This window comes from Paraburkholderia flagellata, from assembly GCF_021390645.1.
GTDB classification, from domain to species: Bacteria; Pseudomonadota; Gammaproteobacteria; order Burkholderiales; family Burkholderiaceae; genus Paraburkholderia; species Paraburkholderia flagellata.
The window spans coordinates 144,152-169,427 of record NZ_JAJEJT010000004.1; the positions used below are offsets into that span (position 1 = coordinate 144,152).

Genomic DNA, 25,276 nt, shown 5'->3' on the forward strand with positions numbered 1-25,276 from the left:
TCTCATCCCCTTCGTTTTGCCACGCCGAACAAGCCGTTCGGGAGCACGTAGAGCACGAGCAGAAACAGCAGCATGCCCGCGAGTTCCTGCAACGCCGAACTGGCGAGCGTGACGGTGAGCGCCTCGGTAATGCCGAGCAGCATCGCGCCCGCCAGCACGCCCGGAATCGAGCCCACGCCCGCGAGCACGGTGATGATGAACGCCTTGACGGTCAGCGCCTCGCCGATGGAAGGCTGGATCGCGCTCGACGCGTAGATCGACACGCCCGCGCACGAGGCGAGCAACCCCGCAACGACGAACGAGATCAGTTCGGTCTTGCGCGGGTCGATGCCCATCAGGCGCGCCGCGTCGCGGTTGCTGGAGATCGCGCGCACGGCGCGGCCATACCAGGAGCGCGAGAGCCACCACCAGAGCGCAAGCATCAGCACGACGCTGATGCCGAACGAGAGCACTTCGCTGCGCATGGAAAGCAGGTTGCCGAGCATCACGCTGTCCTGCAACCAGGCGCTGCCGGTCGAACGCACATCGGCGCCCCAGCCCAGCAGCACAGCATTGGTCAACACGATGCCGATACCGTAGGTGAGGATCAGCGAGTTCAGCTCGCGGTCGCGCTTGATGCGGCTCACGAGATACCACGCAGCCGCCGCAGCCACGCATACCACGGGAATCGCCACTGGAATCGCAAACACGGGATTGAGGCCGAGCTTCGTCTCGAACGTGTAGGCGATATAGGCGGCAAGCAGCACCAGTTCGCCGTGCGCGAGATTGATGATGCGCATCGAGCCGAACACCAGCGCGAGCCCCAGCGCGACGAGCGCATAGGCGCCGCCCACGAGCACGCCGGAATACAGCGATTGCAGCAATAGTTCCGTCATCGCGGCTCCTTCTTCGTTGCGCGCGCAATTACCACGGCAGCGCAGGGTAGTTCAGCTTGCCGGTGGCGCGATCTTTCGGCCACACGAGCACGATGCGATTGCCCTGGATCTGCGCCATGTTGTTCAGGAACGCGGGGTTGTCGCCGTTCGGCGCAAAGCTCACCTTGCCGATCAGCGTGTCGTGCGGCTTCGCGCGCAGTTCGGCCGCAATGCCGTCCTGCTTGAGCGTACCCGCGTCGGCGGCGCGCGACATGGCGTCGAACAGCAGACGCGACTGCACGTAGGCGAATTCAGCCAGGTAGTCTGGCTCCTTGTGATACGCAGCCTGATAGGCCTCCACGAAGGCGTTGCCGTCTGCCGTGCCGAAGTCCGCAGGGTACGGCAGCATCGCGCAGCCGATCACGTTGTTCACGAGGTCCGGATAATCGCTGGTCATCTTCGGCGTGACGATGGACCACGCGCCCATCACGGCTTTCAATTGCGGACGCAACACCTTGGCGGCGCGCAAAATGCCGATATAGTCGTTCTCGTAAGCGATCATCAGCAGAACTTCAGGTTTGTCCTGCAAGCGCACCTTGTTCACGAGCGGCTTGAAGTCCGTCATCGCCGGGTCGAACGCATGCACGGTCACCGTCACGCCCTGCGCGCGCAGTTGCGTGGAAACTTCGTTGCTGAGGTCGGTGGTGGCCTGCTTCGTCGACGCGAGAATCGAAACCGACTTCGCGCCCATGGCGTTCAACTGCCCCACCACGGCCTTCGAGTAGCCCGATGCGGGCCCGATGCGGAAAAAGTGCTTGAGGCCGCGCGAGGTCATCGCACTGTCCACGGCGCCCGAGGTGATATAGACGATGCCTGCCTTGTCAGCCGCTTCCGAGGCCGGGCTCACCGAATTGGAGCCGTAGCCGCCGGTAATGGCGAGCACGCCTTGCGAGGCGAGCTTTTCCACCGCGGAAACGGCTTTGGCGGGCTGCGCTTCGTCGTCGACCACGGTCAGCGCGACTTTATGTTTCCCGCTGCCCTTGTTGAAGAGATCGGCGGCGAGGCGAATGCCTTCGAGTTGCGCGTTGCCTGCGCGCGCCATCGAGCCGGTGAGCGGCAACTCCACGCCCACGGGCAGCGTGTCAGCAAATGCGGCGGGCGTGTGGGCGAGCAGCGCGCAGGCGCCAGCCGCCCCCGCGCCGATGCGAAAGAGCGCGCGCACGAGGGCGCGCGGCTTGCTGCGAGTAGCGAAGCGGACCATCGAACCTCCAAACCTTAGTCTCGGTGACAGGTAGCGGCACCGTTCAAACGCAGCGCTCGCCTTGTTTCGTTGTTCTATGTTTTTCTTACCACGGTACGCCCGGATACGCTGGCTTCGCCGTCGCGTAGTTTGCGGGCCACACGAGCGCGAGCTTGCCGTCGTGCGCGAACTGGCCCATGTGCGCCACGTAGTTCGTGTTGTCGCCGCGTGCGTCGAACGCCACCTTGCCGAGGAACGTGTCGTCGCGCTGGGTGGCGCGCAGCGTGTCGGCAAGACCGCCCTTGTCGAGCGTGCCGGCTTTCTGAGCGGATGCAATCGCGTCGAAGAGCAGTTGCGCGTAGACGAACGACGTCTGCGACTGATAGTTCGAGCTGGTCTTGAAGAGCCGCTGGTAGGTATCGGAGAAGTCGCGCTGGTCCGCCGAGCGGTAGTCAGCCGGCGAGGACAGCACGGTCGCCCCATACACGTTCGGCACGAGGTCGGGGAACGACTGCGCCATCTTCGGGCTCGCAAACGCCCACGGCGCCGCTATCGCTTTCAGGTCGGGCTTGAGCACGCGCGAGGCGCGCAGAATGCCCACGTAGTCGTTTTCATAGCCGAGCATCGCCATGGCGTCCGGCTTGTCCTGCAGCTTGATCTTGTTGATGAGCGGCTTGAAGTCGCTGATCGAGGGATCGTAGGCATGCAGGAATGTCTTCACGCCCTGCGCCTTGAGCGCCGCGTCAAGCTGCCTCGCGAGGTCGCTCGTCGCGTCCTTCGTCGAGTAGACGATCGCCACCGACTTCACGCCCAGCGTGTTGAAGAGGCCCGCCATGCCCTTCGTGTAGCCCGGCGTATTGCTCACGCGAAAGAAGTTCTTCAGGCCGCGCGTGACCATGTCGTCGCTGGTGCCGCCCGATGTCACGTAGACGAGTCCTGCCTTGCTCGCGGCCTCCGACGCCGGGCCGGCGCAGTTCGAATTGGCCGCGCCCGCAATCGCGACGACGTGCTGCGAGGCGAGCTGTTCGACGGCGGCAACGGCTTTGGCCGGGTTCGATTCGTCGTCCACGGCGACGAGGGTGATCTTGTCCTGCGGATGGCGCCGGTTATAGATGTCGGCCGCCACCTGGATGCCGCGGTACATCTCGGTGCCCGCCTGCGCGAGCGCGCCGGTGAGCGGCAGTTCCACGCCCACGCGCCATTCCGTGGCGTGCGCGAGCGACGGCGCGAGTGCGATGGCCAGCGCCGCCGCCAGCGCGCCGCGCAGGTGCGTCTGTGCGGGCCGCTCGTATTTGCCGATCTTCGCGTGCTGCGCGCGCCTCTTGAGTCGCGTCATGTCTCCTCCTTTGCCTTCGGGGGCTTTTGTATACTTTGGAGTGTTGCTGCGCGGCGGCCGCTTGAATCGTTTGTGCGCGCCACTGGACAGGTGCCAGTGTGGTTCAGGCGCGCAAGGCCAACAATTCGTTTTCGGGAAAGCAGGCGTTCGGCTGGCTGGAAGTCGGCATTTGTCCCAATGCCTGGGCATATCCAGCCTGCGGATCCATCGAGGAGGGGCGAAAAAAAACCGCTGCACTCAGGCAGCGGTCATTGGGAACGGCTCGGCGCACCGCACTGGCGATGCACCATCAAGGGTACGGTCTATGACGCGCTCACGCAGGCACGTTTTCGGTGCTCAGCTTCGAGACCATGCCAGTCTTGGCGTCGTAGGCGTAGCCCTGTTGCTCGAGATGAGCGCTGACCGCTTCGACGACCACTTGCTGCTGGGCCTCCTTGCGCAGCAGTTCATGCTCCGGCACGACCTGGCCCAGCTCGGCAGCGAGGCGGCGGCTCAGCGAGGCTTCGCCGGCGCTGCGGGCGAGGCCCACGATCGCCTTTTCGTTGGCCTGGGCCAGTTGCTGCTTCAGACCGTTCGCGTATTCGGACCAGCGCTTGATGTTCTCACGCGCATCGGTAATCGCGGCGGCGTGCGTTGCCGTCTCGCGGGCGAGTTGCGCCTTCAGCGCTTCGACTTCTTCCGGGTCGGCGGCGGCGGGTTGTGCCTCGGCTGCGCCCTCGGCCGCTTCGCTCGACACCGCGGCACTGGCGAATTCGCCCATTTCGGCCAGTTCGGCCGCGCGTTGCTGCGCGGCTTCGGCGCGCTCCTGCGCCTCGGACAAGCTGGCCGACAGACGTGCGATTTCGGAAGCGTCGGCCGTGCGCTCGTCGTTCAGGCTGGCGAGCTGCTGCTGGGCGTTTTGCAGTTCGGTTGCGGCGGCGTCGCGTTCGGCCTGCGCACCGGCGACTTGCTCGCGCTGGGCCGCGTGGGCTTCCTGTTCGGCCTGCAGCGCCGCGCGAATGGCTTCCAGTTCGCCTTCGAGCTTCGCAACGGCTTCGGCATGAGCCGCTGCCAGCGCGGCGCCCTCCGCTTCGTCATGTTCGATCGAGGCGACAGGCTCGGCCTGCTCGGACTGCCCGGCCGCCTCTGCGGCTTCGGCTTCAGCCGCCTGCCTCGCATGCGTCTCGCGCTCGGCTGCCAGTTCGGCGACCGCGCGCTCCAGTTCCGCCTCAAGGGTCGAGACGCGCTCCGCCAGCTCCTCGGCGCGCTGTTCCGCTGCCTCGGCGCGCTGCATCGCGCTCGCGATGTCTTCCTCCAGACCCGCCCCGGCATCGTCCTTCGTCTCGTAGGCGCGCGACATCTTGTCCAGTTGGACTTGCAGGGCGTCGAGTTCCTGGACGGTGGTTTGCAGCTCTTCGAGCGCATTGTCGCGCTCGTTGCAGGCGTCTTCGACGCGCTCGCGCATCGACTGCAGGCGGCGCGCCACGGCGCGCTCGGCCTCGTCCTGCGCGGAGGTCCACAGACGGTCGAGCGCGTCGCGCATCGTGTCCGTCACGGTTTCCGGCAAGGCCGGGCGCTCCACGACCTGCGGCACGCGCGGCGCGCGCTCTTCGCGCCACTTGCGCAGCGACGCAGCGACTGCGACCACCGAGCCGGTATGAACTTCGGACCAAATGGCCATGGGAGAAACCTTCTGGCCCTCGTCGGCCATCCGGTCCGCGATTTCAGCAACCAGTTCGTCGGTGATCGTAATGCTGCTTGACATATCTGCCTCGAGAAAGTGCGAGCCCACCCCGCGTTTCTGGAGATTGTCGGCGAACCACCCCCCGGTTAATCGATGGAAAAGCCGGGTTTAAGGGGGGGTGTTCATGGAATTGCGCTTATCGGCGCGCTTCGCATGCAACCGGTGCCGCAGCCCAGAGCGGCGGCGCGATGGACGGGATCCACCGGAGCAGCCCAATATGCTGCGCGCTCAAATGCGATAGGAGACTAGAATTGCGGCTTTAGCCTGGAATACGCCGATGTCTTTTGCCTCGCTTGGCCTGATCGATCCCTTGCTGCGTAATGTGCAGGACCTCAATTACCAGACACCTACGCCGGTGCAGGTCAAGGCGATTCCTGCTGTGCTCAGTGGCAAGGACGTCATGGCTGCGGCACAGACCGGCACTGGCAAAACGGCGGGTTTTGCGCTGCCGCTGTTGCAACGGCTCGTGCAACACGGCCCGGCGGTGTCCAGCAACCGCGCGCGTGTTCTGGTGCTGGTGCCCACGCGTGAACTCGCCGAACAACTGCTGCAAAGCTTTGTCGCCTATGGCCAAGGCCTCGACTTGCGATTTCTGGCCGCCTATGGCGGTGTGAGTATCAACCCGCAGATGATGAAGTTGCGCAAAGGCGTGGATGTGCTCGTTGCCACGCCGGGCCGTTTGCTGGATCTGAATCGGCAGAACGCAGTGCAGTTCGATCAAGTACAAGCGCTGGTGCTGGATGAAGCCGACCGCATGCTGGATCTGGGCTTCGCGCGCGAACTCAACGCCGTCTTTGCCGCCTTGCCCGCTCAGCGCCAGACCCTGCTGTTCTCTGCCACGTTTACCGACGATATCCGCGCCATGGCGGCGGGCATTCTGCGCGGCCCGGTCAATATCAGCGTCAGCCCGCCCAATGCCACGGCCAGCAAGATCAAGCAGTGGGTGGTGCCGGTGGATAAAAGGAACAAGCCTGACCTCTTCATGCACCTTGTGGCGGAAAACAAGTGGGAACACGCGCTGGTGTTCGTCAAAACCCGCAATGGCGTGGACTACCTGGCGGCCATGCTGAATGAAGCAGGCTACGCGGTCGACACCATCCACGGCGACAAACCACAACCCGCGCGCTTGCGTGCGCTGGAGCGCTTCAAGACGGGCGAAGTCAACATGCTGGTCGCCACCGATGTGGCTGCGCGCGGGCTGGATATCGACGACCTGCCGCTGGTGATCAACGTTGATCTGCCGATTGTCGCGCAAGACTATGTGCACCGTATTGGCCGTACCGGCCGCGCGGGCGCAAGCGGCGTGGCGGTGTCCCTCGTGTGTGCCGATGAAGCGCCGCAACTGGCCGCGATCGAGGCGCTGATCCGGCAAACGCTGCCCCGTGAAGAAGAGCCGGGTTTTGAAGCCGAACACCGCGTGCCGCAAACCAGCACGACGGGCGAGCTCATCAAGAAACCCAAAAAGCCCAAGAAGCCCAAAGTGCCGCAAGCTGCGCCGGGCGCCATGCAGCTGCCCGGCAAAAAGCCCCGACCGCAAAGTGGCGAAAAAAACAAAGGCAAGCCTGCGGCGCAGCGCGCTGTGGCTGCGGGTAAAGGCAAAAGCTTGTCCAGCGCTAACCCATTCAGCGCACAAAAGCCACGCAGCAAACCGGCCGGCAAGCCGGCTGCGGGTTCACGTAAGCCGGCTGGCAAACCCGTTGGTGGCCGCGGCAAACGCCAACCCTGATCCGTGGAGATGGGGAACGCCAGCCCTGGAACAGGCTGGCGGTTTGCGGCGCACGGGCAGGCAGCGGCGCGACTTCTGCGTACATCAGGTCGGCGGACAACGGCGCACTGTGGCCGTGACGCCGGTCCCCGGCAGCGAAGAGTCTATGATCGTCTTCGGCCTGCAAGTTGTTGGTAAGATCTTTCCTGGTGGCGCACGGTACACCAGCACAGCGTTGCATTTCAAATTTGGTCGCAGCTTTTTTCTGCAAACGATTCCGTTCTCCTACACGATCTGCGGGGTGCGTATGACTGCACGGAAAGCCGGATTACATGGTCGAATTGAAAGGACTCTGCATTCGTTGCGCCCAACGAATGCATGGCGTCCCCTGCCGCGCAGCGGTATGCCTGCCGCTACGCAATGACCGAGGCGATGCGATGAATCGTATCAGCGATACCGGAGGGCCTTCCTCCCTCTCCGCGCTCGACCGCTACTTCGGCATCCGGGCGGCAGGTTCGAGCGTGAAGGTCGAAATCGTCGGCGGCATCACGACGTTTTTGACGTCGATGTACATCATCGTCGTCAATCCCGGCATTCTTTCGCAGGGCGGCGTGCCATTTCCAGCCGCGCTCACCGCCACCGTGATCGTGAGCTTCCTTGGCAGCTGCGCGATGGGGCTCTACGCGCGCAATCCCGTGCTCGTGGCACCCGGCATGGGCATGAACGCATTGTTTGCTTTCGTGTTGGTGCATGGCGCAGGCATGTCGTGGCAAACGGCGCTTGGCTGCGTGTTCTGGTCGGGCGTGATCTTCGCACTGCTCGCGTCGTTCAATGTGCGCAAACTCGTCGTCGATGCGATTCCCGCCAACCTGCGCCATGCGGTGTCTTGCGGCATCGGTCTCTTCATCAGTCTGATTGGGCTTGTGAACGCGAAGTTCATCGTCAGCGATCCCGTCACGATCGTGCACGGGACGCATCTGAACGCCGTCATCGTCACGTTCCTCGTCGGGCTCGCGGTCGCGAGCGTGCTCGTTGCGCGGCGCGTCACGGGCGCGCTGATGATCGGTATCGTTGTGACCACGCTGCTAGCAATACCGATCGGGCGCTGGTGGGGCGACGGCACGGCCTACTGGCCCGCCGCGATTGCGACGAAGACGCTCGTCAACTGGAAGGGGCTTTTCGCCGTCCCGGACTTCTCGGCCATTGGTCAGCTCGATTTGCTCGGTGCGCTGAAGTTCGCCTACTGGCCCTTCATCTTCGTGATGCTGTTCACGTCGTTCTTCGACGCGCTTTCGACATTCATGGCCGTGTCGGAGGCGGGCAATCTGCTCGACGAAAACGGCAATCCGCGCAACATCCGGGAATCGATGATCGTCGACTCGCTGTCCGCGCTCGTTTCGGGGCCGCTCGGCACGAGTCCTGCGAACGCCTATATTGAATCGGCGGCCGGCATTTCCGCGGGCGGGCGCACGGGCCTGGTCGCCGTAGTCGCGGGACTGTGCTTTCTCCCGTTCCTGTTCCTCTCGCCGCTGCTCTCGCTCGTGCCGGCGATCGCGACTGCGCCTGCGCTGATTCTCGTCGGCGTTTTCATGATGGAATCGATCACGAAGATCGAATGGCATCAATTCGACGAAGCGATCCCGGCGTTCATTGCGATGATTCTGATTCCGCTAACTTATTCGATCAGTGACGGCATCGCATGGGGCTTTCTGAGCTTCGTCGTGCTGAAACTGTTCATGGGACGAGTCAAGGAAGTCAAACCGGCGATGTGGGTGGTCGCCGCGCTTTCGGTACTCTTGCTCGCCCAACTTTGATTCCCTCGGTGAGTGCTCACACTTCCATGGGCTCAGGGCGGACGAACACGGTGTTGCGCTCTAGATTCGAGGTCGCCGTGGAACCGCCGATCACGAGTGTTTTCTGTTTGATAGAAACGGCGCAAGGGCTGTCCTCGCGCATTTGCGCCTTCGCGGTTTGATATGCGCCCAGCGAGGCGGCAGTAACGAGGAGCGACAGCGCGATCAGTTCTCTTTTCATGACGTAGCAGGTGGGAAAGGCAGCGGCAGGTATGGTTGAGCGCTGCACCGGTCAGGATTTGCTTTGTTCGGCGCTCACGGCCCGTGTGACGCTCGCACCGTATTCGCAGATATGGCCCAGTGCGAGCGTACCGAGACCCGCAACCAGGAATGCGAGAAAAATCCGCTTGAGAGTGAAGTCCATGATTTCCCCAAGGTCAGCCGGGAAGCCCGTCGGCATCGTGGGCGAGACGGCTGAAGCATCAAATTGAAAAGTCAACTATACCGGCACTGTAATGTATTTGTATGCGTCATCCGGTCGCCAATGAGCGCTTAAGCCCCTCCTCCTGCGCGCAGGTTGACGGTCTTCGCGCGCGGCTAGCCTTGATTCAGGGTATGTGAGCCGGGCTTTAGCGACTCTTGAGAGACAAAGCCGTGTTGCCGTCCTCTCCCATTCGAACGACGCCGCGTACGCGGGGCTTGCCTGACTGAGAAGTGGCTTATGGAAAGCGCCAAACTCGAACGGTTCCCCGACGCACTCGCTTTACGTGCGCTCGAGCCGCTCGGCGACGAGCAGCGACGCAGGCTGGTCGCAGCCATGTCTGAGGTTGAGCGTTTGCTACAGGCATCTCCGGTGCAATTTTCGCTTGAGACGCCGGAAAGCGATGAAGCGAAGTCTGCTTTAAGCAATACTTCGGCAAACTCAACGAGCGCTTTGGGGCAGGATTCGACCCATCTATTAGCCTGTTATTTTTCGGCCTCCTGAATACTCTCACCTCAACTGTCTGTTTGCCGTGTCCGCGACTGTCCCGAACTACCGGACGCGCCCGAACAGGCAATCAGCCTCACGACCTACGCGCGGAGTAGACCGGTCGCAAGCTCGAGCGCGGGCTGGCGGGTCACTGAATCCTGGTGTATCACAGCATGCAAGTTGCATAATACCGAGGACCGAATGCGCGGCGAGGTTCACTCAAGCCTGTTCATTCGACGCCGGTTTACTAACGTTGTTTGCGGCGGAGGCCTCCAGATGACACAGTCCAGCTTCGACGTCGTGATCGCGGGCGGTGGCCTTGGGGGCGCCGCGCTTGGCCGCGCACTGGCAGGTGCCGGGGCGCACACGCTCATTGTCGAGCGCGAAACGACGTTCAGGGACCGCGTGCGTGGCGAGGGCATTTTCCCGTGGGGCGTGGTCGAAGCCAGCGCGCTCGGGATTGATCGCCTGCTTCTCGAGGATGGGGCGCACGTGGTGCCCTTCTGGAAGAAATACTCGGGACCGGGTGGTAGCGATTGCCGGGACCTTGCCGCCACGACTCCCGCACACACTGTGTGTCTGAATTTTTTTCACCCGGCGATGCAGCGCACCCTGCTCGACGCGGCAGCAGCATCCGGGGCGATTGTGCTGCGCGGCGCCGAGGTGGTGGGCATCGAACCCGGTGACGCACCGGGTAAGGCGCCGGTTGCCGAGATACGTACGGACGAAGGCAAACATCGGGTGAAGGCGCGCCTCGTGGTCGGCGCCGACGGTAGCAGGTCGGTAGTGCGCCGGACCGCGGGCTTTTCTCTTAATCAGGATTCCGGACGACTGGTTGTTTCCGGGGTCCTGTACGAAGGGCTGGATGCCCCGGAAGACGCGATCCACCACTTTCAGCGCCCGGCATTGGGCCAGACCGCACTGATCTATCCGATCGGCAGCCAGCGATTTCGCACGTATTTTGTCTCATGCGTCGCGCACCTTGCGCGGCCCATCAGCGGGAATGGGCACACAGGCGAATTCCTGGACGCGTGTGTCGACACGGGCGTGCCGCGCGACTGGTTCGAACACGCACGCGTCATTGGTCCACTGGCGGCATATCCGGGTGCAGATACGTGGGTCGACCATCCCTGCAACGGCGGCGTGGTGCTGGTTGGCGACGCCGCGGCGGCCAGTGACCCGTCCTGGGGAGGCGGCCTGTCGTTGACACTGCGTGACGTCAGGGTACTTCTTCACCGTTTGCTTGCGGGCGATGACTGGGACGCCGCTGCGCACGCGTACGCTTTTGAGCACGACCGATACTACGCCGCCCTGCACCGTCTGCACGATTGGCTCGCCCAACTGCTATACGAACGAGGAAAGATGGCTGACGAGCGCCGCGCCCGCGTTCTGCCGTGCCTGGCGATGGAGCCCGATCGCGTGCCCGATATCAGAGGGCTGGGGCCTGAGGCGCCATCGGACGAAACCGCGCGCCGCCGATTTTTCGTCGAGGATGGGATTTTGCCGCCCAGCAAATGCGGCGCATCCTGAGCGGTACGGAAGTTTGCCAACGCCCGCTTGATCGAATGCATGTTGGGCTGTAAATGGCCCTTCGTGCAAAGGCCGCGCACTCTTCATCAACGTGAGCGGCTTTGGGGAGCACAGGTTCTAATCGATGACGGTATTTCGGGGTACAGGGCCATGAGCGGACTTTCGCCCCTCAACTGACTGGACCGCGTACCGTCGGACACCTCACTCACTATCGCGATCGGGCACCTTGCTCCAGCCGGGCCCTGGGTCGAACCACTTCGTGGCACGCGCTTTCGCTGCACTCTCCGGCCCGAGGTCGCGCTCATAGACTTGACCGGAATGGCTCACCATGAACGTTTTGATGCCCGTCTCGCCGTACTGCGCCGGCCAGGCAATGACCGCGAAGCCGCCAAACAGCTTGCCCTTAACAACGTAGTCATAGGCGCCACCAGGCGCGTTTGGCCCCTGTGACTCCAGAAGCTTGAAGTGATACCCGTAGTAGCCGGCGTTCTGCGCATTGCGCGAACTCGCATCAACGAACGCCGCGCCGAGCGGACTGGGCGTGTCATCCGGGCCGGTTGGCCAATACAGGCCGTCATGTTTACCGGGCGAACTGACCATCTTCGAAGCGTAGGCGAGGACCCCTGCGCCATCGTGATTGCTCTGCGCGTATTCGCGCTGCGCGTCAAAGATCGCCATCATCGCCTGAATGACCGCCAGCTCGTTGCGGCCGATGCGCCGCAAGCGCATGTCTTCAGCGCCAGCCCGTGTATCGAAATGCCATCCCTGATCGCTCTTGACGATCGGAACCGGGAAGGTCCAGCCATCGTCGCCCACGACGATACGCGCGTGTCCGGCTTCCCCTGGCTCGATGGTATGGGACTTGGCCCACTCGGCCAGGAAGGTATCCCGCACTGGCGCGCCCAAGGGTGGAATCAGCTCACGAAAGTCGTTGCCGAAGATCTTGCGTAAGGTATCCTCACGATCCTTGATGACGGCGTCGCCAAACGCATTCATCGCTGCCTCTGGCGAACTGAAGTTTTGCTGTGCGTGCGCCTGGGGCACGGTCGCGACCGACAGCGCAACGGCTGCTGCGAGGTTCGCGAACGTCAGCGTCAGCAAACTGCGCATACCGCGTGGATGACTGTTCATGCTTCGCTCCTCAGCGTCTGCCGCCGCGACCACCGCCGCCGCGCATACCACCGCCGCCCGCTGGCCGGTTAAAGCCCGAACCCTGCATGCTTCGGCTTCCCCTGTCGAAGTTGCGCTGCGAAACATTCCCGCTCGCCCCGACGCCAGAAAACGCGCCGTCGCGCCCGCTGCCATATCCACCGCCATAGCTCCCCCGATTGCCGTTGCTGACGCGGTTCGTATTGCCGGGGGAACTGCGATCGGCCACACCACCCCGGTTCGCGCCAGCGGAACGGTCTGCCGCCGACCCAATATTGCCTGCGCCGCCTCTGTCGGCGGTCGTGGGCCGGTTGCCCGCGCCCGGACGATCGGCCGTGGACACGCGGTTACCTGCCTCGGCACCGCGTCCCCGATACTGTGACCGCCTGTCGGCCCCGGGCGCACCCGCGAACTTGTCGCGCGTGGCGTTGTCCCGGTAGGCGACGCCCTGACGATGGGCTGCATCGTGTTGCCAGCGGCCGCCCCTCTCTGCGTTCTTGCGCTTCGAACTGTCGAAGTTACGGTCGACGTTCCTCGCCCTGTCCGAATCGATGTTGATGTCGCCTCCGCCCCAACACGAATTGCAGTCCGAGAAGATCGCACCGGCCGCAATAAGGCCGACGCCAAACGCGAGCCCCGCACCTGGATAGTAACCGGGGTAGTAGGCGGGATACGGTGGCCAGTAGTACGGCGGATAGGCCGGGTAACTCCATGCGCCGTACACGACGGCCGGGTCGTAAGCGGGCACATAGATCACTTGTGGATTGGCGGGCTCGATCCGCACGATGGACGTCTCTCCAGTGGCCGCCGGCTCAACGAGGACCTGTTGCTGCTCGTTCGACTTCAGGTTCCCTGCTTCGTTTGCGCGCGAGCGCAACCGCTGCACCGCAGCGAACACGTCCTTTTGCTGTGCAAGGAACGCGTCGCCGAGCTTCTGCGTCCAGTCCAGCTTGTCATACATCGGCTCCAGGACCTGGGGGAATGCAACCAGAGACTTCACGCTGGTGTCCCAGGTCTGGTTCTGGACCGCCTGCACGGCGTCATCGCCCTTTAGATCAGGGTTCGCTTTCACCCAGCGCGCCGCATAGACGATTTCGAGCGGGTACGTGGACGCCATCAAGACCTGAGCCAGAACCGGGTCCGGATAGAGGGCGATCGGCGCAACCAGCGCTTCAATCTCCTCCGGCTTGTAGGGTGCGGGGCCGTCCGGACCGCGATCCGCAAAGGCAGGAGCCGCCACCAGCAGAATCAGCCAGAAGAGTGCGGCCCTTATCCATCGTACGTTCCAGTTGGTCATCTCCCCTCCTTCCGGCGGATGGTGGCGCGGAAAGCGATGCGTTCAATGCAGTGCAGCGACCCGTTGAAAGCAGCATGGCTGAATGATCGGCTGCTCGTGGTGTCAGCTCCGCGCTGAATCTCCGTTGGCGTCCGCGTGACAGTTTCCCGGCGGGAGGCTTTAGCCTATGCGCCGTTCCGCCTATTTGGTATCGGACCTTGGTCTGATCCTTAGACTACCAATTCCGCGATGTCTCCCGTCGATGGCAAGAGCCGGCCGCAAGGTCGGCTTAGGGTCGAAGAATCGCAGGTGGGGTTGTACCCGTGCGATGGGCAGTTCGGGGGCGGTTTCCGTCGAATGGAACAGGCGGCTGATGATCGTCCCGGGGATCAACTATTTCGGCTGATACAGCTTGCGATTCTCTATTTCGTAATCCTTTTGATATTCTTGAAAAATCAAGAAGGCGGGACAGGAGCCGGCCTTCTTGCCGGCACCTAGGACCTAAGTCCGATTGACTGGGTCTCAGCACGTGGCACCCTTCGTCAAAGCTGTCCTTCCGCCGGGGCGGACCGTGCGCTGGCACGTCGGCGCTGGGATGCATGCGCGCTGCACGTTTGCGTCGCCTCGATGATCCCACCCGTCTGGTCGCCAGTGGCGCGAACACGGCAACAGAAGATCGTCGGCGTGGAATGCCTACACTCAACCTGCTTCGGAGATCGCCATGTTTTCATGGACCCGGAAGTTCGCGGTCACGTTCATTGCGCTGCTTGTGACAGCTTCCACGGGAACCTCATGGGCTACTGAACAGGCTCAACAACGTCGCGCCGGGCGTGATGTTCGCCAGGAAACGCGCCAGGGTTCGCGCCATACAAAGCAGGAATGCAGGGCGACGGACCAGAAGAGCAATTCGCAATGTCGGCAGGACAAGCGACAAACGAAGCAGAACGGCCGTCAAGCGGCCAGGGAGATCAAGTATTGAGTGTTCGCGCTCACGTGCCCAGCCTGGCACTGATCCGGCACCATGCGGCAGAGCCACATGTTGAATGGTTGCAAGTGACAGATCGAGAGAAAACGCGGAAATCACTTCGTCCTGCGAATCAATTATCCAGTTAGAAAAATAGCTGCCCGATCATAGGGCAGCCATCGTGGGGTTCGGCGAGCCAGGTTATGCCACCGGCCTTGAAAGCGCCAGCGTACTGGGCCCCGCATACCCGAGCAGCGCCGACACTTCCGCCGCGCCGCGCGCGATCAGCGCCTTGAAGCGCTCCATGCCCGGCACGCCTCGGCTTACCGGCGTGCCCATCACGAGCACCGCGATCACCGCGCCCGACTCGTCGCGGATCGGCGCGGCAAAGCCCACCACATCGGCGGAACTCTGCTCGACCGTGACGGCCACGCCGGTCTCGGCCACTTCCTTGAGGAGCGCCTTCAACTCGCGCTTTTGCGTGCGCGTGGCAGGCGTGTGGGCACGCAACTCGGCTGTGCGGAAATACTCGGTCTGCTGCGCCTCGCTCATTGCGGCCAGCAACACGCGCCCGCCCGAGGAGGAAAACAGTTCGCGCCGCTCGCCTATGCCCGCAATGAAGCGGATCGCACTGCGGCTCTGAGCCGACATCACATAGACCATGGAAGGCCGGTCGCTCGCGAGCTGGCCGATCAGGATCGTTTCGCCCGCTTCGAGCGCCAGGCGCTCCATCACCGGGCGTGCGATTTCGGGAAAGCGTCGTTGCGCGACGATGGCCGCACCGAGCTTGAATGCTTCTACGCCGAGCGCGTATTTGCCGCCGTCATGCGTGAGATAGTGCGCGTGCGTGAGCGCGCGCAGCAGCGCAAGGAGGCTCGTTTTCGGCGTGGCGCTCAAGTCCGCGAGTTCGGTGAGCGTGGCGCCCTGCGGATGGTCGGCGAGAATGCGCAGCACCTGCACGATGCGCGTAGTGGCCCGCGGCCCGGGCGACACGGTGGATTCGGTGCCCGGTTCACGGTCTTCGGAGTGGTGCGCCATGGATCGATTGACGGTTGAACGGTGCGAAAAATTATACATGCCGCTCTGCTCTCGAAAGGAATGCGAACCAGCCGTGACGATATGGCCTGTGCCTGCTCAAACGGATTGCTCCTGCTCGCCGCGCGTATGTAGTCACGCGCTTGTGCCGATCGCGCCGCTCGCGCACAGCGCCTCGATGCGCGCGGCGTCGAGCCCGAGCAGATCGTCGAGCAGCGTGCGCGTGTGCTCGCCGAGCAAGGGGGGCGGCACGTCGTATTGAACAGGCGTGGCCGATAAGCGCAGCGGACTTGCCACGCTCGGCGACGTGCCCGCCAGCGGATGCGCAATGCGGCGCACGCTTTCACGCGCACGCGCGTGCTCGGAGCCGAACGCCTGCGCCACGTCGTTGATCGGCCCGCACGGCACGCCGCACGCTTCGAGCGCGTCGATCCACGCGTCGCGCGTGCGCGTGCGGAACGCCTTTTCGAGCACCGGCAACAGCAGCGCGCGATTCACGCTGCGCGCGCTGTTGGTGGCAAAACGCGGGTCCGCCGCGAGTTCGTTCAGTTCCATCGCGCCGCACAGCGACCGGAACTGGCTGTCGTTGCCGCACGCGAGAATCAGATGGCCGTCGCTGGCCGCGAAGGTCTGGTACGGCACGACGTTGGGATGCGCGTTGCCCAGGCGCCGCGGCACGTCGCCCGAGCAGAGGTAGTTCATCGACTGGTTCGCGAGCATCGCCAGCTGGCAGTCGAGCAGCGCGATGTCGATGTGCTGGCCAAGGCCGCTGCGCTGCCGCTCGATCACGGCGGCGAGCACGCCCGTTGTCGCGTACATGCCGGCCATCAGATCCGTGACCGCCACGCCGACTTTTTGCGGACCGCCGCCGGACGTCTCGTCGGGCTCGCCCGTCACGCTCATGAGGCCGCCCATGCCCTGAATGAGGAAGTCATATCCGGCGCGGTGCGCGAGCGGCCCGTTCTGACCGAACCCCGTGACCGAGCAGTAGATCAGCGCGGGATTGAGCGCTGCGAGACTTTCATAGTCGAGCCCGTACTTCTTCAGGCCGCCCACCTTGAAGTTCTCCACCAGCACGTCGCACTGACGCGCAAGTTCGCGGATCAGCGCGGCGCCTTCGGGCGCGCCGATGTCCACCGCCATCGAAAGCTTGCCGCGGTTCGCACACTGGTAATACGCGCTCTCCACCGTGTCACGGCCAGCTTCGTCGCGCAGATAGGGAGGCCCCCACGAACGCGTTTCGTCACCTGGGCCAGGCCGTTCGATCTTGATCACCTGCGCGCCGAGATCGGCGAGATTCTGCGTGCACCACGGACCTGCGAGCACGCGGGAAAGATCGAGCACCCGTATGCCTTCCAGCGGGCGGCTGCGCTGTTGCGTTTTCGTTGACTGCGATACCGATGCTGCTCTCGTCTGCTGCTGCATGTGAATTGACCTCTGCCTGGATTGCGGAACTACATGATCATGCGCGGTGTGAGCGCAACGCTCATTCGAGCGGCTTGCCCGCCGTTTCGGGCATGCGCCAGTAAGCAACAAGACTCACGGCCGCGCCAGCGCACACGTAGACGAGAAACCAGCCCTCACGCTGCTGCGATTGCAGCCAGGTCATGAGATACGGCGTTGTGCCGCCGAGCAACGCGACCACGAGGTTGTACGCGGCGCCAATGCCAATGCCGCGCACCGCGGTCGAAAACAGCTCGGCCATGATCGCGGGCGCGATGGCCGAATAGAGTCCATAAGTCAGCAAACCGAAGCATTCTACGAGCAGCATCGACGTCACGCTCGGCCCGATCGAGCGCACCACGGGATACAGGAACACGAGATAGGCCGCCGCGAACACCATCAATTGCGGACGCCGCCCGAACCGATCCGACAACGCGCCGAAAAACGGCTGCGCGACCATGAAGATGGCAATGCTCAGCGTGCTCGCCAAAAACGCGTCGCCCGGTGTCGCGCCCGCGTGGCGGATCGCGTAGATCGGCATGAAACTGATGAAGAGGTAGAAGCTGAACGCACCCAGCACGCTAATGCCCACGAGACGCAGGACGGCTGTGCGATGTTGCGTCCACGTCCACCACAGCGAGCGGCGCTCGATGCGGCCCGAACGGCGCAGTTGCTCGAACGCGTGCGTTTCGCCCACGTTGCGGCGCATCCAGAAGCCCGCGAGCGAACCGCACCCGCCAATGAAAAACGGCACGCGCCAGCCCCACGCCACGAGCGCTTCCTTCGACATCACACCCGTCATCACGCTGGCCAGGCCGGAAGCGAGCAGCAGGCCCGCCGCGATGCTGAAGAACAGGAAGCTGCCATACAGCCCGCGACGTTTCGCGGGCGCGGATTCCGCGAGGAACGTGGTGGCCGCGCCGTACTCGCCGCCGACCGAGAGGCCCTGCACCATGCGCAGCACCGTCATGAGCACTGGCGCGAGCACGCCGATCGTCGTGTAGGTGGGCAGCACGGAGATCAGCAGCGACGAGCCCGCCATCATCATGATGGTGAGCGTGAGCGCGGCGCGCCGCCCGAAGCGGTCTGAAAAGCCACCGATCACCCAGCCGCCCAGCGGCCGCATGAAGAAGCCCACGGCGAACACCGCGAAAGTCGCGAGCAGCGACGCGGTGTCGTTCTCCGCGGGAAAAAACTGTTTGCTGAAGTAGATCGCGAAGGTCGTGTACACCGACCAGTCGAACCACTCCACCACGTTGCCGACGCTGCCGGCAAATATGACGCTGGCCGTGCGTCGCGGCACCGCTTCGGCCGCCGCGCCTGCCTGCGCGATCTCGGGGTTGGCGTTCATCCAGCTTGTCTCCTTGATTCCTGTTTTCAGGTTTATTCGAATCGCTCTGGCTGCTGGGCCGGCTAAGCCGGTCTCCGGTTCCGAATGTAGCACTGGATTCTGAATGTAGAACGTCGTTTAAGCCTGGCGTATACCCTCTAAGCACCGATTTTTCCGCCGTTTTCTTTTTATAAACAATATGTTATGGCCGAAGCTCGGCTAGATCACTCCGTTCCGATATTCGAACCATGTTGCCGATATCGAAACACGATTCTAGAATCGGAACACGATACCGGCGCGGATGCGCCATCCAAAACGGAGGAAGACAGGCATGACGACACATGAAGACGCCCAACTGCTCGGACGCGGTTTCTACTGGCAGGAGCTGCAAGCGGGTCAGCGCTTTCGCACGTTCCGGCGCACGGTCACGGAAACCGACCTGGTCAATTTCATTTCGGCTACCGGCATGCTGGAGGCGATCTTCATCGACGCACATTTCGAGCACGGCGCCATGAGCGGCCGCCCCGTGCCGGGCGCGCTCACGAGCGGCCTGATAGAAGGCTTGCTATTTCAGACCATGGTGCAAGGCACCGGGCTCGCCATGCTCGAGTTCTCGATGAAGGCTCACGCTCCAGTGCTCGTCAACGACACGATCTACGGCGTGGTGGAAGTCGAGGAAGTGAAGCCCACCTCCAAGCACAATCGCGCCGTGGTGACGAGCCGCGTCGAAGTGCTCAACCAGCGCGACGAACTCGTGCTCTCGTACACGGTCAAGCGCATGCTCGCCGGCCGCCCCGAATGAGCGCGCAAGCGCCCAATGACTTCGCACTGCCAGGAACTGCGCTGTAAAGCGCAGCACGTTATGAACGACCCTTTCGCACTCAGAACGATTCCCCCCGAAGACGAAGCCTTACGTGCACCGGTGCGCGTATTTCTCACTGAAGCGCTCAAAGGCGTGCCGCCCGCCGTGCGCGCACGTTCGTGGCTCGGTTTCGACGCCGACTTCAGCCGCCAGCTCGCAGCGCATGGCTGGCTGGGCCTCACGCTGCCGCGCGAATATGGCGGGGGCGGCCGCAGTCCGTTCGCCCGCTTCGTGCTCGTGGAAGAACTGCTTGCGGCCGGCGCGCCGGTTTCGGCTCACTGGATCGCCGACCGCCAGAGCGGCCCGCTCATCGCCCGCTACGGCACCGAGGAGCAGAAAGCGTTCTATTTGCCGCGCATCTGCACGGCCGAGGCGTTTTTCTGCATCGGCATGAGCGAGCCGAACGCGGGCTCCGACCTCGCGAGCGTACGCACGCGCGCCGAGCGCACGGCCACCGGCTGGCGTCTCTCGGGCCGCAAGATCTGGACGACCAACGCGCCGCACTCGCACTTCATGATCGCGCTCGTGCGTACCTCGGGCACGCCCGAGGACCGGCATCGCGGGCTCTCGCAACTGATCGTCGATTTGTCGCTGCCGGGCGTGCATATCGCGCCGATCCGCGATCTCACCGGCGACGCGCATTTCTCCGAAGTCACCTTCGACGATGTCGAACTGCCCGAGAGCGCGCTGATCGGCACCGAAGGCGCGGGCTGGGAGCAGGTCACCGCCGAACTCGCGTTCGAGCGCAGCGGCCCCGAGCGCATTTATTCGAGCATCGTACTGCTCGAAGAATGGGCGCATGCGCTGCGCGAAGCCACCCGCGCAACACGCGCGCCGGTTGGCGAGAGCGAGCGCCGCACACTCGGCGCGCTCGTGACCGAATTGGCCACGTTGCGGGCGATGTCCGTGGCCGTCACGGGGGCGCTTGCCGACGGTGCGAGCCCCGCCACGCAGGCCGCCCTGGTGAAGGACCTCGGTACCAGCTTCGAGCAGAGCGTGCCCACGCTGATCGGCGACGCGCTCGGCGCACATCCGCAGCAAGCCGTGACCCGCGAGCTTGCCGATACGCTCGACTATGTGACGAAGATCGCGCCGTCGTATTCGCTGCGCGGCGGCACGCGCGAGATCCTGCGCGGCATGATCGCGCGCGGCCTCGGGCTGCGCTAAACGAACGACGAACATGGAGAAGAACACCGTGGATGACATGCTGACCGAATCGGCACACAACGTGCTCGAGCGTCACTGCACGCCGCAATTCGTGCGCACCGTGGAAGCGGCGCGCGAGCGCAACGCGGGACGCGCCCTATGGGACCAGCTCGATGCGCTTGGCTTTCTCGACGCGCTCGTGCCTGAGGAGAAAGGCGGTTCGGGCATGCGCCTCGCCGCCGCGGCGGGCGCGCTGTTCGAATTCGGCGCACACGCGCTGCCGCTGCCCGCCGCGCACACCATGATCGCGCGCGAGCTGCTGGCACGCGCGGGCGTCGAAGCGCCACGCGGTCCCATCGCCATTGCGCTTGGCAATGCCTCGCAGCACGGCGCGGCGTTCGTGCCATATGGGCTCGTGGCCGACACGCTCATCGTCGAAACCGCCGATGGCGCGAGCCTCGTCCCGCTCGCCAGTGCCGAATTGCGCGCTCATGGAGACAGCCTCGACGCCACGCTCACCTATCCCGCGCACGCGGCGCGCGCGCTGCCCGCAACCGTGCGTGGCGTGGGCGAACTGGGCGCGCTCGCCACAGCCGCGACAATGGCGGGCGGCATGCAGCGCGTATTCGACATGACGCTCGGCTACGTGAACGACCGCCAGCAGTTCGGCCGGTCGCTGGGCAAGTTCCAGGCCGTGCAGCAACAACTGAGCGTCATGGCCGAGCATGTGGCCGCCACGCGTGTCGCGGCCCAGCTGGGCTGCGCGGGGCACCACACTTCGGAGCAGCGCATCGCGGCGGCCATCGCGAAGGCGCGCGCGAGCCGCGCTGCGCCGCTGGTGGCGAACGGCGCGCACGCACTAGTGGGCGCGATGGGCATCACCGAAGAGTACGACCTGCAACTCTATACGCGGCGGTTGCACGCGCAACGTCTGCAATATGGATCGGAGTCGTTCTGGGACGATGTCGTCGGCACGCATGCCATCGATCATTGGAGCAGCGTTGCTGCCGGGGTCATCGGCATTTACGATGCGCTCGACGAAGCGGCGGCGGTGGCGACTTAATCGCGCCACTGCGGACATCACGCTATGCCATTGCGTTCATGATTTGTTAGTTCCGACCGGTAACGCCAGGCGCGCGATTTCCGCGAAATAGCGCGCGCCGGTCATCAGGATATCGTCGTTGAAATCGTAGCTGGCGTTGTGCAGCGGAATCCCCCCGCGCTCCGGCACGTCGCCGTTGCCGATGAAGATGAAATTGCCCGGCACGACCTGCAGGAATGCGCCGAAATCTTCGGAAATCATCATCGGTTGCACGTTCGCATCCACGGCGGCGTGTCCTGCCACGTTGCGCGCGGCGTTCACTGCCAGCTCGACGAACTGCTCCGAATTGACCGTTGGCGCGAATTCGTGCGTGTACTCGAAGCTGCACTCGGCGCCGTGCGTCTGGCAGATGCCAACGCTGATCTCACGCATGCGGGTTTCGACCAGCGATTGCACGGCCTTCGAATAGCTGCGCGTATCGCCCCTGATGATCACGTTCGATGGAATGACATTGCGAATGCCGTCGGTGATGAATTCCGTGCAGGAGATCACGGCTTGCAGGCTCGGGTCGAGATTGCGCGACACGATGGTTTGCAGCGCGAGGACGATTTGCGACGCGATGACGATTGGGTCGACGCCCATGTGCGGGCGCGCCGCGTGCGTGCCACGACCATTGATATGGATAACGAAGTTATCCTCGCTCGCCATGATACCGCCCGCGCGCGTGGCGAACGTGCCGGCGGGCATGCCCGGCATGTTGTGTGCGCCGAAGATCGCATCGACGGGAAATCGCTCGAACAGGCCGTCCGCCATCATCGCCTTGGCGCCGCGGCCGTGCTCCTCGGCCGGCTGAAAGATGAAACGCACCGTGCCGTTGAAATCGCGCCGCTCGGCGAGCAGCCGCGCCGCGCCAAGGACCATCGACATATGGCCGTCGTGCCCGCATGCGTGCATTTTTCCCGCGTTCAGCGAGGCATGCGCGCGGCCCGGCGCCTGCTCGGCGATATTGAGCGCGTCCATGTCGGCGCGCACGGCAATCACCCGTTTGCCGTCGCCCGCCGTGAGGTTCGCCACAAGCCCCGTGCCGCCAATGCCGCGATGCACGTTCAGACCCAACGTCTCGAGGATTTTCGCCACGTAGTCGGCGGTATGGATCTCCTCGAAGCCCGTTTCGGGGCGCTGGTGCAGATACTGTCGCCAGCTTTTGAGTTGGCCTTGCAGTGTGCTTTCCATGTGGATGTCCTCTTTTTCGGTTACTGCGTGACCTGGCTCAGCCAGGCGTCGCGACGCGTCGCCACGGTTTGCGCAGACGCACCGACAAGCTCGGCGTACAGGCCTGGCGCCGTGGCGCCCTCGGTGCTGATCAGCAGCACGCGCGAATCAGCGTCGAGCCCCGCTGCGCGCGCGAGATCGGGATCGCGCATCAGTTTCGCGAGGCCCGCGAGACTCGCCGCGCCCGATTCGCCCGACACGATCGGTACGTCGCCTGCCGCGCCGGCGGCGAGATTGCGCATTGCTTCTACGGCGTCCTCGTCGTCAATCAGCATGAAGTTGTCGACACACTGCTCGAGTATCTTCCACGCGAGCGGCGACGTCTCCCCGCATGCAAGGCCCGCCATCACCGAATCGACCGAACCGGTGGCTTTCGCCGCGCGGCCCGCAACGGCGCTTTGATACAGGCAGTCGGCCTGTCGCGGTTCGACCACGATGAAGCGCGGACGCGCGGCGCCATCGCGCTCCCACAGATAGCTCGCCACACCGGCCGCCAGTCCGCCCACGCCGCCTTGTAGAAATACATGCGTCCATGCGCCGCCAGACTGCTCGATCACTTCCGCCGCGATGGTGCCGTAGCCTTGCATGACGTCGCGCGGGATTGCCTCGTATCCCTCATAAGAGGTGTCGGAAACGACGTGCCAGCCGTTCGTCTTCGCGAGCCGCGCCGCATGCTCGACGGATTCGTCATAGTTACCCGCGATCCGATCGATGCGCGCGCCATACGCGGCAATCGCCGCTTCGCGCTCCGCGCTGACGTTCGCATGAAGAACGATCACGCAGTGGCAGCCAATCGAGCGTGCGGCTGCCGCAAGCGCTTTGCCGTGGTTGCCATCGGTCGCGCTAACGACCGTGAGGTTCGCGACCGTCTCGCGGTAGCGGCCGTCGATCAGCTTGCGAGGATCGATGTTCTGCTGGGGCCACAAGCGCATGATGAGGCGCATCAGCGCAATGGGAGCGCCCAGCGCCTTGAAGCTTCCAAGAGGAGAACGAAACGATTCGTCCTTCAGGCCAATGCGCGCAACGCCCAGAAGCGCCGCCGCACCGCTCAGATCCCATAGCGGCGTCGGCGCCGGGCTGATCAGGTCCCAACTGGCGAGCCAGGCCCGACTCTGGTCGCCCGACTTCACGTTCAGGATGTGCCCAAGCGTTTCCGGGTAGGCATCGCGCGTGGCGCGGGGGTTTGCGATCAGCATGGGTTGGCTCCGGTGAACTTGCAATGTCGAAATGATATTGCGCAGCCCTCGCGAAAAAGTCTCATAATTCGGCCACGTCACGCAAAAAAATATCGACTTTCAGGTTCCCACGCAAATGGCGACACATCTCGACTCCTTCGACCGCAAGCTTCTGATGGAGGTCCAGCGCGACGCCCAGATTCCCCAGAACGAACTCGGCGCGCGCGTGAACCTTTCCACGGCGGCGGTGAACCGGCGTTTGCGCCGTCTCGCCGACGAAGGCGTGATCGACCATTACGCCGCGATCGTTTCGCCCGAGAAGGTCGATCATCCCATCACGATCGTCGCGACCGTCGAAGTGGAAAGTGAGCAGATCGATCTGCTCGATGCCATGAAGCGCACGTTCGCGCAATGTCCGCAGATTCAGCAGTGCTACTACGTCGCGGGCGAGTGGGATTTCGTGCTCATTCTCGCGGTGCGCAGCATGGACCAGTACACGGAACTCACGCGCGAGCTATTCTTCTCGAACAACAACGTGAAGCGGTTCAAGACGCTGGTGAGCATGAGCCGCGTGAAGGCGGGGCTCGAAGTGCCGCTCGCGCTGGACGGCGAATGAGGAACGCGCATTGCGACGCAACGCGGTCATTTCGAAAACAGGAGCTACGACACATGAGCAACACGGCGCATCATGCTGGAGCCATTGAAGGTGACGAGTTGTTCCATTACCCGGCTGTCGCGACACTGCGTGCAGACCTCGCGCTCGCGCTGCGCGCCGCCGCGCATTACGGGCTGGGTGAAGGCGTCTGCAATCACTTCAGCGTCGCGCTTCCCGGCGAAGACGGCCTCTTCCTGCTGAACCCGCGCGGGCTGATGTGGAGCGAGGTGATGGCCGACGACATCGTCATTGTCGACGCACAGGGGCGCGTGGTGGCAGGCCGCCATACCGTGGAACCGACGGCGATGTTCATTCACGCCGCCATCCACGCAATCGCAAAGAAGGCCTGCGTGCTGCATACCCACATGCCCTACGCCACCGCGCTCACCCTCACTGAGGTCTGCGGGCTCGATACGACGTTGTCGCAGAACGCCATGCGCTACCACGGCCGCGTCGCGCTGGACCGCGAATACAACGGCCTCGCGCTCGGTCCCGAGGAAGGCGAGCGCATTGCGCATGCGCTCGACGGCAAGGACATCGGCTTCCTCGGCAACCACGGCGTGGTGGTGTGCGGCGAACGTATCGACTACGCGTTCGACGACCTCTATTACCTGGAGCGCGCATGCGCCGCGCAGGTGCTCGCGGGCTCTACCGGGCGCGCGTTGCGGCCCGTGGCGGCCGATCTCGCGCAGCGCGTGGCGGACCAGATCCAGGGTGAGCGATTGCAGTCGGAACTGTTCTTCGCGGCGCTGCGAAGAACGCTCACCCACGCTTGA

At 63.8% G+C, this 25,276-nt stretch carries 24 protein-coding genes; 11 read left to right on the forward strand and 13 right to left on the reverse strand.

Annotated elements, in window-relative coordinates; genetic code table 11:
• Positions 1-2: 2 nt before the first annotated feature.
• From L0U83_RS31305 to L0U83_RS31320, 4 genes are all read right to left on the reverse strand, one after another.
• Positions 3-875 (reverse strand): branched-chain amino acid ABC transporter permease, encoded by an 873-nt coding sequence (locus L0U83_RS31305; protein WP_233888077.1) that lies wholly within the window; start codon positions 873-875, stop codon positions 3-5.
• Positions 876-903: 28 nt separating this feature from the next.
• Complete coding sequence (locus tag L0U83_RS31310) at positions 904-2,115, reverse strand: ABC transporter substrate-binding protein (RefSeq protein WP_233888078.1); 1,212 nt, start codon at positions 2,113-2,115, stop codon at positions 904-906.
• An 85-nt stretch (positions 2,116-2,200) separates the two neighbouring features.
• Positions 2,201-3,430: an ABC transporter substrate-binding protein gene (locus tag L0U83_RS31315; protein WP_233888079.1), complete on the reverse strand. Its 1,230-nt coding sequence runs from the start codon at positions 3,428-3,430 to the stop codon at positions 2,201-2,203.
• Positions 3,431-3,743: 313 nt separating this feature from the next.
• On the reverse strand, positions 3,744-5,174 hold the full coding sequence (locus L0U83_RS31320; RefSeq protein WP_233888080.1) for a DNA-binding protein: 1,431 nt from the start codon (positions 5,172-5,174) through the stop codon (positions 3,744-3,746).
• Between the two features lie 256 nt (positions 5,175-5,430).
• Between L0U83_RS31320 and L0U83_RS31325 the strand changes: the two genes are divergently transcribed.
• From L0U83_RS31325 to L0U83_RS31335, 3 genes are all read left to right on the forward strand, one after another.
• Complete coding sequence (locus L0U83_RS31325) at positions 5,431-6,879, forward strand: DEAD/DEAH box helicase (protein ID WP_233888081.1); 1,449 nt, start codon at positions 5,431-5,433, stop codon at positions 6,877-6,879.
• 145 nt (positions 6,880-7,024) lie between these two features.
• Positions 7,025-7,282, forward strand: a complete 258-nt coding sequence (locus tag L0U83_RS31330) for a hypothetical protein (RefSeq protein WP_233888082.1) — start codon at positions 7,025-7,027, stop codon at positions 7,280-7,282.
• A 13-nt stretch (positions 7,283-7,295) separates the two neighbouring features.
• Complete coding sequence (locus L0U83_RS31335) at positions 7,296-8,672, forward strand: NCS2 family permease (RefSeq protein WP_233888083.1); 1,377 nt, start codon at positions 7,296-7,298, stop codon at positions 8,670-8,672.
• Between the two features lie 16 nt (positions 8,673-8,688).
• On the opposite strand, the gene L0U83_RS31340 is transcribed toward L0U83_RS31335, so the two are convergent.
• Both L0U83_RS31340 and L0U83_RS40620 read right to left on the reverse strand, forming a co-directional pair.
• The gene (locus L0U83_RS31340; protein ID WP_233888084.1) at positions 8,689-8,940 is read right to left on the reverse strand and encodes a hypothetical protein; all 252 of its coding nucleotides are present in this window, start codon (positions 8,938-8,940) and stop codon (positions 8,689-8,691) included.
• A 3-nt stretch (positions 8,941-8,943) separates the two neighbouring features.
• Positions 8,944-9,075 (reverse strand): hypothetical protein, encoded by a 132-nt coding sequence (locus L0U83_RS40620; RefSeq protein ID WP_267939620.1) that lies wholly within the window; start codon positions 9,073-9,075, stop codon positions 8,944-8,946.
• Positions 9,076-9,372: 297 nt separating this feature from the next.
• Between L0U83_RS40620 and L0U83_RS31345 the strand changes: the two genes are divergently transcribed.
• Entirely contained in the window at positions 9,373-9,636 is a 264-nt protein-coding gene (locus tag L0U83_RS31345) for a hypothetical protein (protein WP_233888085.1), read from the forward strand.
• 261 nt (positions 9,637-9,897) lie between these two features.
• Positions 9,898-11,151, forward strand: a complete 1,254-nt coding sequence (locus L0U83_RS31350; protein WP_233888086.1) for an FAD-dependent oxidoreductase — start codon at positions 9,898-9,900, stop codon at positions 11,149-11,151.
• Positions 11,152-11,352: 201 nt separating this feature from the next.
• On the opposite strand, the gene L0U83_RS31355 is transcribed toward L0U83_RS31350, so the two are convergent.
• Both L0U83_RS31355 and L0U83_RS31360 read right to left on the reverse strand, forming a co-directional pair.
• The gene (locus L0U83_RS31355) at positions 11,353-12,282 is read right to left on the reverse strand and encodes a DUF2950 domain-containing protein (RefSeq protein WP_373321180.1); all 930 of its coding nucleotides are present in this window, start codon (positions 12,280-12,282) and stop codon (positions 11,353-11,355) included.
• Positions 12,283-12,292: 10 nt separating this feature from the next.
• A complete protein-coding gene (locus tag L0U83_RS31360; protein ID WP_233888087.1) occupies positions 12,293-13,597 on the reverse strand; it encodes a DUF3300 domain-containing protein in 1,305 nt (434 codons plus the stop codon).
• A 700-nt stretch (positions 13,598-14,297) separates the two neighbouring features.
• Between L0U83_RS31360 and L0U83_RS31365 the strand changes: the two genes are divergently transcribed.
• Entirely contained in the window at positions 14,298-14,555 is a 258-nt protein-coding gene (locus L0U83_RS31365; protein ID WP_233888088.1) for a hypothetical protein, read from the forward strand.
• 186 nt (positions 14,556-14,741) lie between these two features.
• On the opposite strand, the gene L0U83_RS31370 is transcribed toward L0U83_RS31365, so the two are convergent.
• From L0U83_RS31370 to L0U83_RS31380, 3 genes are all read right to left on the reverse strand, one after another.
• The gene (locus tag L0U83_RS31370) at positions 14,742-15,578 is read right to left on the reverse strand and encodes an IclR family transcriptional regulator (protein WP_233888089.1); all 837 of its coding nucleotides are present in this window, start codon (positions 15,576-15,578) and stop codon (positions 14,742-14,744) included.
• Positions 15,579-15,710: 132 nt separating this feature from the next.
• Complete coding sequence (locus tag L0U83_RS31375) at positions 15,711-17,000, reverse strand: CaiB/BaiF CoA transferase family protein (RefSeq protein WP_233888090.1); 1,290 nt, start codon at positions 16,998-17,000, stop codon at positions 15,711-15,713.
• 61 nt (positions 17,001-17,061) lie between these two features.
• A complete protein-coding gene (locus L0U83_RS31380; protein WP_233888091.1) occupies positions 17,062-18,369 on the reverse strand; it encodes an MFS transporter in 1,308 nt (435 codons plus the stop codon).
• Between the two features lie 310 nt (positions 18,370-18,679).
• On the opposite strand from L0U83_RS31380, the gene L0U83_RS31385 reads away from it, so the two are divergent.
• The 3 genes from L0U83_RS31385 to L0U83_RS31395 are packed head-to-tail and all read left to right on the forward strand — an operon-like array spanning position 18,680 to position 21,419.
• Positions 18,680-19,150, forward strand: coding sequence for a MaoC family dehydratase (locus tag L0U83_RS31385; protein WP_233888092.1), 471 nt, complete (start codon positions 18,680-18,682; stop codon positions 19,148-19,150).
• A 60-nt stretch (positions 19,151-19,210) separates the two neighbouring features.
• Positions 19,211-20,377 (forward strand): acyl-CoA dehydrogenase family protein, encoded by a 1,167-nt coding sequence (locus tag L0U83_RS31390; RefSeq protein WP_233888093.1) that lies wholly within the window; start codon positions 19,211-19,213, stop codon positions 20,375-20,377.
• Positions 20,378-20,390: 13 nt separating this feature from the next.
• Positions 20,391-21,419: an acyl-CoA dehydrogenase family protein gene (locus L0U83_RS31395; protein WP_233888094.1), complete on the forward strand. Its 1,029-nt coding sequence runs from the start codon at positions 20,391-20,393 to the stop codon at positions 21,417-21,419.
• A 36-nt stretch (positions 21,420-21,455) separates the two neighbouring features.
• On the opposite strand, the gene L0U83_RS31400 is transcribed toward L0U83_RS31395, so the two are convergent.
• Both L0U83_RS31400 and L0U83_RS31405 read right to left on the reverse strand, forming a co-directional pair.
• Entirely contained in the window at positions 21,456-22,631 is a 1,176-nt protein-coding gene (locus L0U83_RS31400; RefSeq protein WP_233888095.1) for a M20 aminoacylase family protein, read from the reverse strand.
• Between the two features lie 20 nt (positions 22,632-22,651).
• Positions 22,652-23,866, reverse strand: coding sequence for a diaminopropionate ammonia-lyase (locus L0U83_RS31405; protein ID WP_233888096.1), 1,215 nt, complete (start codon positions 23,864-23,866; stop codon positions 22,652-22,654).
• Positions 23,867-23,981: 115 nt separating this feature from the next.
• Here L0U83_RS31405 and L0U83_RS31410 point away from each other — a divergent pair, with 115 nt between their 5' ends.
• Together L0U83_RS31410 and L0U83_RS31415 are read left to right on the forward strand one after the other, a co-directional pair.
• The gene (locus L0U83_RS31410; RefSeq protein WP_233888097.1) at positions 23,982-24,461 is read left to right on the forward strand and encodes an Lrp/AsnC family transcriptional regulator; all 480 of its coding nucleotides are present in this window, start codon (positions 23,982-23,984) and stop codon (positions 24,459-24,461) included.
• A gap of 53 nt (positions 24,462-24,514) precedes the next feature.
• Positions 24,515-25,276, forward strand: a complete 762-nt coding sequence (locus tag L0U83_RS31415) for an aldolase (protein WP_233888098.1) — start codon at positions 24,515-24,517, stop codon at positions 25,274-25,276.

Bases quoted from the DNA above. Each gene is read 5' to 3' on its own strand.
- L0U83_RS31305 (WP_233888077.1), bottom strand. From the start codon at position 875: ATGACGGAACTATTGCTGCAATCGCTGTATTCCGGCGTGCTCGTGGGC.
- L0U83_RS31310 (WP_233888078.1), bottom strand. From the start codon at position 2,115: ATGGTCCGCTTCGCTACTCGCAGCAAGCCGCGCGCCCTCGTGCGCGCG.
- L0U83_RS31315 (WP_233888079.1), bottom strand. From the start codon at position 3,430: ATGACGCGACTCAAGAGGCGCGCGCAGCACGCGAAGATCGGCAAATAC.
- L0U83_RS31320 (WP_233888080.1), bottom strand. From the start codon at position 5,174: ATGTCAAGCAGCATTACGATCACCGACGAACTGGTTGCTGAAATCGCG.
- L0U83_RS31325 (WP_233888081.1), top strand. From the start codon at position 5,431: ATGTCTTTTGCCTCGCTTGGCCTGATCGATCCCTTGCTGCGTAATGTG.
- L0U83_RS31330 (WP_233888082.1), top strand. From the start codon at position 7,025: ATGATCGTCTTCGGCCTGCAAGTTGTTGGTAAGATCTTTCCTGGTGGC.
- L0U83_RS31335 (WP_233888083.1), top strand. From the start codon at position 7,296: ATGAATCGTATCAGCGATACCGGAGGGCCTTCCTCCCTCTCCGCGCTC.
- L0U83_RS40620 (WP_267939620.1), bottom strand. From the start codon at position 9,075: ATGGACTTCACTCTCAAGCGGATTTTTCTCGCATTCCTGGTTGCGGGT.
- L0U83_RS31345 (WP_233888085.1), top strand. From the start codon at position 9,373: ATGGAAAGCGCCAAACTCGAACGGTTCCCCGACGCACTCGCTTTACGT.
- L0U83_RS31350 (WP_233888086.1), top strand. From the start codon at position 9,898: ATGACACAGTCCAGCTTCGACGTCGTGATCGCGGGCGGTGGCCTTGGG.
- L0U83_RS31355 (WP_373321180.1), bottom strand. From the start codon at position 12,282: ATGAACAGTCATCCACGCGGTATGCGCAGTTTGCTGACGCTGACGTTC.
- L0U83_RS31360 (WP_233888087.1), bottom strand. From the start codon at position 13,597: ATGACCAACTGGAACGTACGATGGATAAGGGCCGCACTCTTCTGGCTG.
- L0U83_RS31365 (WP_233888088.1), top strand. From the start codon at position 14,298: ATGTTTTCATGGACCCGGAAGTTCGCGGTCACGTTCATTGCGCTGCTT.
- L0U83_RS31370 (WP_233888089.1), bottom strand. From the start codon at position 15,578: ATGGCGCACCACTCCGAAGACCGTGAACCGGGCACCGAATCCACCGTG.
- L0U83_RS31375 (WP_233888090.1), bottom strand. From the start codon at position 17,000: ATGCAGCAGCAGACGAGAGCAGCATCGGTATCGCAGTCAACGAAAACG.
- L0U83_RS31380 (WP_233888091.1), bottom strand. From the start codon at position 18,369: ATGAACGCCAACCCCGAGATCGCGCAGGCAGGCGCGGCGGCCGAAGCG.
- L0U83_RS31385 (WP_233888092.1), top strand. From the start codon at position 18,680: ATGACGACACATGAAGACGCCCAACTGCTCGGACGCGGTTTCTACTGG.
- L0U83_RS31390 (WP_233888093.1), top strand. From the start codon at position 19,211: ATGAACGACCCTTTCGCACTCAGAACGATTCCCCCCGAAGACGAAGCC.
- L0U83_RS31395 (WP_233888094.1), top strand. From the start codon at position 20,391: ATGGAGAAGAACACCGTGGATGACATGCTGACCGAATCGGCACACAAC.
- L0U83_RS31400 (WP_233888095.1), bottom strand. From the start codon at position 22,631: ATGGAAAGCACACTGCAAGGCCAACTCAAAAGCTGGCGACAGTATCTG.
- L0U83_RS31405 (WP_233888096.1), bottom strand. From the start codon at position 23,866: ATGCTGATCGCAAACCCCCGCGCCACGCGCGATGCCTACCCGGAAACG.
- L0U83_RS31410 (WP_233888097.1), top strand. From the start codon at position 23,982: ATGGCGACACATCTCGACTCCTTCGACCGCAAGCTTCTGATGGAGGTC.
- L0U83_RS31415 (WP_233888098.1), top strand. From the start codon at position 24,515: ATGAGCAACACGGCGCATCATGCTGGAGCCATTGAAGGTGACGAGTTG.